This window comes from Pectobacterium betavasculorum (genome assembly GCF_000749845.1).
Lineage (GTDB): Bacteria > Pseudomonadota > Gammaproteobacteria > Enterobacterales > Enterobacteriaceae > Pectobacterium > Pectobacterium betavasculorum.
Genome location: NZ_JQHM01000029.1, coordinates 1 through 6753, shown reverse-complemented (window position 1 = coordinate 6753; position 6753 = coordinate 1). Strand labels below are relative to the sequence as shown.

The window sequence follows — 6753 nt, the reverse complement described above, 5'->3', positions numbered from 1 at the left end:
CCCTATCGGGTCATCGGGACGATCCTGATGCAGTCGTACTTTTTATTGCACTTAAATTATTGATGCGACGATCTTTTTAAGTCGCACTTTTCGCCAGCTTAACACCGTGTTAACTCGAACACCCCGACGCGCACTTTTGCCCGCAGACACGCTACCGCCACGCTGTGACGTCCCTGTCTGCCTGCCCCACATCATAGCAGCGGCGACAGCCGCTGCCATTAGTCGTTTTATTAATGAACCGGGTTTTATCGCGGCGCGAGCCGTTCCGCAGCTTGCCTGTGGGACGGTGAAGCGTCTGCCGGGTGCGGGCTGGCGAGGCCCGCAAGACAAGCCGTTAAGCAGGGAGGCCCCCGGCGGGGGCCGCACGGGGCGGAGATGGCGAGCACGGCAACGAGCAAGGAGCGGGCGACTGCGAGCCGGGCGCAGCCAGTGCAGCAGGGTTGGGGTGGGGGCGAGGTAACGCCTTTCAGCGAAGGCCGTCAGGCCGACAACCCCTGTTCTGTTGACGTTGATGTTTGCTGAAGACTGACGCCGCAGCCTGCGCCGCCAGGGAAGGCGGCCACGCCGTGGAAGCCGAAGAACGGGCGCGATGCCGACAGCAGAGGGCGAAGCCCTGTGCGCCACACCGCACCAAGCGCCGAACCCCGGCGGCCAGCCGCACGCCATTGCCAGGGAAGACCGCAGCGCGCCCTTAACCCGCCCGGCGCCGACATAATGTGTGTTACGCGTGGGATGCGTCCAGCATCTTTCGCGTAATGCCACATTATGTTGAATGACGACTGGCCAGCAACGTGACTGGCAGAGAACGCTTTGGGTAAGCGCTGGCCGGGCGACATTTACCGCCGGAGCGCCTTAGCTGAACAAGGCAAGAGGTGCGCCACGGATGGCGTGCCTGTTGCCCCGCACCGTCCTGCGGCCTTGAAGAGAGCGAGCTACTTTTTCGGGCTGTTCCGTTTACGCCGCGCTGCCTGCTTTCGCTCTGCCGGATGGGTCTGTTCATGCACCTTCTGTAAGTGACCGATGGCGACCCGCGTGTAGATTTGTGTGGTTTCCAGCTTCTCGTGGCCTAAGATAGCTTGTATGTGTCGCGTGTCCGCGCCATTCTCCAGCATCTGCGTCGCCATCGAGTGCCGGAACACATGGCACGCCCCCGGTTTATCCAGATGCCCCGTTTCCCGGATGGCTTTGCCGGCCATCTGCGTCAGCGTCACCCGTGCCAGTCCTTTTCCCCGGTGGCTGATAAACAGGTGGCCGCTGTCATACCGTTTCGCCAGTTCAGGCCGCGCATGGTTCAGGTAACGAGCCAGCCACTTGCACGCCCGTTCGCCCAGCGGCACCACCCGGTCTTTATTCCCCTTCCCCTGACGCACCACCATCACGCCCCGGCTCAGGTCGATATCGCTCAGCATCAGGCTCACCGCTTCTGCACGCCTGACGCCGCTGCTCCACAGCACTTCCAGTATCACCCGGTTACGCAGCCCGATAACCGTGCCGCTCTCCACCGACTGCAACACCCCGCCGGTTTCTTCCACGCTCAGCACCTGTGCCGGAAGTCGTTTCTCCTCCTTCGGTAACGTCAGCATCTCTGCCGGGCTGTACAGGATGACGTGACGCTTCAGCAACCAGCGGAACAGCATCCGGATAGCGGTCAGACGACCAAGCTGACTGCCCGCCGTTAACGGTTTGCCGTCGGCCTTGCGGTAGCTTCTCAGCCAGCGCTGATACCCTTCCAGCACAGCAAGACTCACCTGTGGCGCATAGCGTAAGCCCCGGTCTTCACACCATGACACGAACGGCAACAGACGCTCCCGGTAGCTTTCTTCTGTCCGGGCGCTGTAACCCGCGGCGCTCAGGTGGTCAAGGTAATGCCCGGTGTGCTGGCGTAACGTCTGCGTCTGGCGGCTAAGGTAAAGGGCTTCCGGTGTCGGGGATTTGGGCTGGGTCATGGTGGCGCATCCTGCGTGAGAGGGGGAAGGGAACTACGATGTGATGCGGCGACTTTTCTTTACCCGAACAGTGCTTTTCGCCTTATCGCCACTTGCGGCTGACGAACCCTTATCTGCTGCGGCTTTGCGTGGTTTTGCTGACCCAGACTTAGCCCCGACTTGGGGCAGACTTGACCCCGACTTGCTATTAACTGACCCCGACTTGCGTGAGTCGTACTTGTCTTTTTCACTCGGTTCCGGCTCGATTAATCCGCACAGGTGTGCCCCTTCCGGCACCGCGCCATCCCACAGCAACTCGTATTGCAGCAGGTGTCCCCGGCTGCCCCCGTGTATCAGCAGGTACTCCATCTCCGCCAGTCGCAGGCAGTGCAGTTTAAGCTGGCTGTCACTCCACTGCGTCGCGTTGCGGATATCCCGCCGCGTAAAGCGCACCTCACCCGGTTTCCTGTTCTGTGCATGCGCCAGTTGATTGACCATGCCCTGTATCAGCAGCAGCAGCTTTCTGGTTTGTGGCGGCATTTCATCCAGCGTGCGGCCAAGGATTTCATGCGCCAGTTGGTTGGCCAGCACGATATCTGACCGCTCGACCTCGATGTACTCGATAACCTGCCCACGGTGCGAGACGGTTTTTACCTCCCGCTGGTACTGGTGCAGCAGGGCGACAGACTGGATTAACGTCAGGTATTTCATATGGTCGCGGCGCGTGCGCGTCTTGTCGCTCAGGAACGTCAACTGGCTGGCGAACGGATTGACCACCTTTAACGGTCTGAGTAACCGCTGCGCATTCTGGTGCAGTTCAGTGAGATAGCCTTTCTCGTTCTCCATCAGTAGCCCTTCCAGCGTTTGCTTATGGCGCTGCAAGGCGTGGATAGCCTCGGTCTGTTCACGGCTCTCGTTCACGGTAAGCACAAGGCAGCGGTTAAGCAGCTCTTCGTCCACGTCGATGGCCGTGGTGGTCAGCATCAGCATCACCGGGCCTTTTACCGTGTACTGCTTGGTCACCAGATTGCCTGTGGCATCATCCTTGCCCGTTGAGGCTATCGTCAGTTCGCCGTCACTCTGTAACAGCTTCAGCGCATACGCCGCCTGCCGCACGCCTTCCTCTTCCGCTATCGCGAGGATTTTATGCTGGAGATTGGTTTCACCCAGATAGAACAGGCTTTGCCCTGTCATGGCGCTGTACTGCAAGCGCTCTTCCGGCGGGATGAGATTAAGAACCGCATCCATTAAGCTCGATTTGCCCGCCGCACTCGACGACTGGATTAACACCGCTAACGGTCTGTCCAGCTTGCGCGACACCGCCGCTAAGTAACCCGCGACTAAGTTAACGGACTCGCCGACCACGCCACAAGCCGCAAGGTCATCCGTCAGTCGGCTAATCAGGTTCGGGTCACGCAGCAACGCCAGCGCCACCGCTTTGGCATCGTCATCTAGTTCAGTCACGCTTTCAGCATGGGTTTCGGGTTGAGCAAGGTGGTTTTCCAGCGCCAGCAGCACCCGCCCCAGACTGCGCTTAATGTCGCTTTCACCCAGCCCCAACTCTGATGCCGCTAACCGCGCATAACCCGCCCGGCTCCGGGCGCTCATCATGTCCACGCTGTCGGCGAACACCACGCCGCTGGCCGTGTCCAGCACCTGCGCGTTCACCTTCATCACGCCGCTGCCGACCTTCACTGACGCCAGCCCACGGATGCGCCATTGCTGGCCGGACAGCGCGATTTCAAGCTCACCGCCCGGCAACACCTCAACCACCACGCCCGGCTCGGACGCCTGCGCCGCTTTGACGGCTTCCACACCTGCCGCTAAGGTCATGGCGGGTTGCGGTGAGGCTTTCCGTTGTGGCACAGAGGCGGCTTCAGGCTCGGAGCCAACCCCGACCGCGTCCCCCATCGGTAACGCGCCTTCTACCACCGCACGGAACGCTGCTTCCGGCTCCGCCACCTTGCACAGGTATTCATTCGCATCCATTTCCGCCGGGAACACCAGCCGGAACGGGGTGATGCCGTCAGCGGCTAACGCAGAAGCCAGTTTTACCGCCGCTTCATCGCCTGCCGTGTCGTTATCGAACGCTATCAGCACCTGTTTTACACCGTGGTGAATAAAGGCTTTGCGCATCTCAGAGGTGAACCCGTTGACCCCGTAGGCCGCCGTTACGTTGCGGTAGCCCGCCACCCAGAACGACATCGCATCGATAAGCGATTCACATAAGATGACTGTTTTACCCGCCACTAGCGCCTGCTCGTTCCACACCCCGCCGTGTGGCCCCGGCAGGTACAGATGCAGCGGGGTGCCTTTGCGTAACTCGCTGCTGACCTTGCGACCGTACAGCTCCTGCACCTGACCGTTCATATCGATAACCGGCACCACGAGCGACCCCGCCAGATGCTCATGACCGGATGAGCGCATGATTCCCAGCGCCTGCAACTGGCTGCGGATGGCCGCGCCGTCTTTGAGTTTCTTTGGCGGGAGACGGTAGGCCAATGTCCGGTTGGCGAACCCCAGTTTAAAGGCGGCAACTAATTCAGGATGATTCAGGCGACGTTTTTCCAGATAGGTGATAGCGTCCGGCGCATTGAGCAGCGTGTGGTGATAGAACTCAACCACGCGGCTAAGTAACGCCTGCCGTTCCTGCTCATCCGCGATATCACGCACGGGCGGCAACGGCGCTGCCGCTGGCACCACACCCAGTTCACCGCGCAGGCGGTCAACCGCCCGGTGCAGGCTTAGCCCTTCCGTTTTCATCACCCAGTCCAGCACCGAGCCGCCGGCATCACAGCCGAAGCAGTGATACAGGTTCTTCTCTGGCGAGATAACACATGAGGGCGTCTTTTCCTGATGGAACGGGCACAGCACTACATAGTCCTTACCGCGTTTAAACACCTGCCGACCCTGTGAGCGCACCACGTCCACTAATGGCACGGCGGCTTTGAGGTGCTGCAACTCGGATTCGGGGATGCGTGCCATGACTCATATCCTTATAAAAATATTTCTGATAAAGCATTTATGCTTGATAAGGTAGCTTTCACGCTTTATTATGTCAAGCATGTAAAGTTCATATCAACGCACTGAGGCATGGATGATGACGGATAATTACGGCAACATGGCTTTGTTTGATACCGTCATGATGACTGAGGTGCTTGATATGACAGACGTGAATGACACCGGATTCGCGCAGCGCCTGCGCGACCTGCGCAGACAAAAAGGACTTTCACAGTCTGAACTCGGTAAGCTGGCCGAGCTGCATTACACCCACATTGGCCGCTTTGAACGCGGTACTTCCCGACCGGGTGGCGACACGTTAAAGCGCCTGGCTGATGCGCTGGATGTGACCGGGGATTACCTGCTGGAAGGGGCGACGAATGAAGCGGCTAAGGCAAGATTTGAAGACCGGGAGCTATTGCGGCAGTTTCAGGAAGTCGAGCAGTTGCCCGATGAGGATAAAGAAGTGATTAAGAAGTTGCTGGATGCCTTTTTAACCAAGAAGCAGTTACAGGCGCTGGCAAAGTAACGGAGTTAACGCGGAACTGACGCGCTTGCAACACGTCAGCCCGCTCACCACAAGCAACTAAAAGAGGTAGTTACTATGGCTAAGGCACATTCTAAGTCAGGCGTCACCGTTAATAAAGCAGCTAAAACAGAACGTTACTACACCGTGGGATACGCCCCGCATAATGGCAAGTCCAACCCGCCGTCCGCCATCAACCTTAAAGGCCGCTGGCTGGAAGAGTCGGGCTTTATGACCGGGATGCCGATTACCATTACCGTCGAGTGGGGCAGGTTGGTGATTGAGACCGAGATTAATCTGTAGGCGGCGGATAATAAAAAGCCGGAAGGATCGTTGCGATCGCTTCCGGTTTATTACCTATTTTTTAGGTTTCCATGAATAATAATCAGCAACTCTCATTTCTTTTAGAATAAGATCCAAAGGAATGTGATCTATATCATCTGCTATTTCATCATATGGCTCAGGAAGATCAATTGAAAAACCAAAGTCATCATTTATTATAATACAACCATTAAAGATACGTTGTTTATCAGTCAATTTAATTATATCGGACATTCTCATTCCAGTATGCAAAGAGTTCATGTAATGCCCTCTGTATCTCTCATTGCATCCGACAGATATAATTAAACCGTTAGATAATGTAGCTATCGTAATTGTTTCATCAACAACATACGCAATTCTTTTTTCATCATCAGGCAAAAAATAATCGAAAATCCTAACGACATGATTTGAATACATTTCACTGAAATATATTTCAATATTATCGCCTAAAACGATATTTCCAATCGACTCATTGGAAATAATATCGGCATTGATATCGATCATTTATAATCCACCATTCATTAAGACACCATTAATATAAACTGGCGAATCTGTAATAAGATCATAATTTTTAAACCCACCGTGACCTATTCGACCATAAACGACATCTTTACCATTAACATCACGATAAACTTTCCAGTAGTCATTCCCATGAATATTCTTCTGAGAGCCAGATCCACCTGGATGATAGTCTAATTTATAAGTAGTACCTGACTTTGTTGTTTTAACATATTGAGTATGCTGGATAGCGCCTGGCTTGCCAGCCTGAGGATATGTTCTCGACCAGCCTTTCGACGTTAAATAATCATGAACATCCGCAGGTTTTTTCCCTGTCAAACGATCAGTCCAGCGACTGGTAATTCTATCTCTTTTATTAAACCCTTTAGATGAACAACCAGCAAGCCCCAGCGGATCGACCCAATCCAGCGGATTCTGAACATACCCGTAATTGTTATCTCCCCCCGCTATCCCTATCGGGTC

Annotated in this window: 7 protein-coding genes; 2 read left to right on the top strand and 5 right to left on the bottom strand. The window is 55.7% G+C overall.

Annotated elements, in window-relative coordinates:
• Positions 1 to 479 precede the first annotated feature (479 nt).
• The 3 genes from KP22_RS20805 to KP22_RS20795 all read right to left on the bottom strand — a co-directional run bounded on the left by KP22_RS20805 (position 480) and on the right by KP22_RS20795 (position 4910).
• Positions 480 to 836, bottom strand: a complete 357-nt coding sequence (locus KP22_RS20805) for a hypothetical protein (protein ID WP_039309180.1) — start codon at positions 834 to 836, stop codon at positions 480 to 482.
• Positions 837 to 932: 96 nt separating this feature from the next.
• Positions 933 to 1946 (bottom strand): site-specific tyrosine recombinase XerC, encoded by a 1014-nt coding sequence (xerC, locus tag KP22_RS20800; protein ID WP_052012567.1) that lies wholly within the window; start codon positions 1944 to 1946, stop codon positions 933 to 935.
• A gap of 33 nt (positions 1947 to 1979) precedes the next feature.
• On the bottom strand, positions 1980 to 4910 hold the full coding sequence (locus KP22_RS20795) for a CHC2 zinc finger domain-containing protein (RefSeq protein ID WP_039326201.1): 2931 nt from the start codon (positions 4908 to 4910) through the stop codon (positions 1980 to 1982).
• Positions 4911 to 5022: 112 nt separating this feature from the next.
• On the opposite strand from KP22_RS20795, the gene KP22_RS20790 reads away from it, so the two are divergent.
• Together KP22_RS20790 and KP22_RS20785 are read left to right on the top strand one after the other, a co-directional pair.
• Positions 5023 to 5454 (top strand): helix-turn-helix domain-containing protein, encoded by a 432-nt coding sequence (locus tag KP22_RS20790; protein ID WP_244880054.1) that lies wholly within the window; start codon positions 5023 to 5025, stop codon positions 5452 to 5454.
• Between the two features lie 75 nt (positions 5455 to 5529).
• Positions 5530 to 5754, top strand: coding sequence for a SymE family type I addiction module toxin (locus KP22_RS20785; protein WP_039326198.1), 225 nt, complete (start codon positions 5530 to 5532; stop codon positions 5752 to 5754).
• A 54-nt stretch (positions 5755 to 5808) separates the two neighbouring features.
• Here KP22_RS20785 and KP22_RS20780 read toward each other — a convergent pair whose 3' ends face one another.
• Positions 5809 to 6276, bottom strand: coding sequence for a hypothetical protein (locus KP22_RS20780; protein WP_039326195.1), 468 nt, complete (start codon positions 6274 to 6276; stop codon positions 5809 to 5811).
• Positions 6277 to 6753: RHS repeat-associated core domain-containing protein (locus KP22_RS22845; protein ID WP_244880053.1), on the bottom strand; the 477-nt coding region annotated here is incomplete at its 5' end.

Coding starts and splice junctions, on each gene's coding strand:
- KP22_RS20785 (WP_039326198.1), top strand. CDS start 5,530: ATGGCTAAGGCACATTCTAAGTCAGGCGTCACCGTTAATAAAGCAGCT.
- xerC (WP_052012567.1), bottom strand. CDS start 1,946: ATGACCCAGCCCAAATCCCCGACACCGGAAGCCCTTTACCTTAGCCGC.
- KP22_RS20805 (WP_039309180.1), bottom strand. CDS start 836: ATGTCGCCCGGCCAGCGCTTACCCAAAGCGTTCTCTGCCAGTCACGTT.
- KP22_RS20780 (WP_039326195.1), bottom strand. CDS start 6,276: ATGATCGATATCAATGCCGATATTATTTCCAATGAGTCGATTGGAAAT.
- KP22_RS20795 (WP_039326201.1), bottom strand. CDS start 4,910: ATGGCACGCATCCCCGAATCCGAGTTGCAGCACCTCAAAGCCGCCGTG.
- KP22_RS20790 (WP_244880054.1), top strand. CDS start 5,023: ATGATGACGGATAATTACGGCAACATGGCTTTGTTTGATACCGTCATG.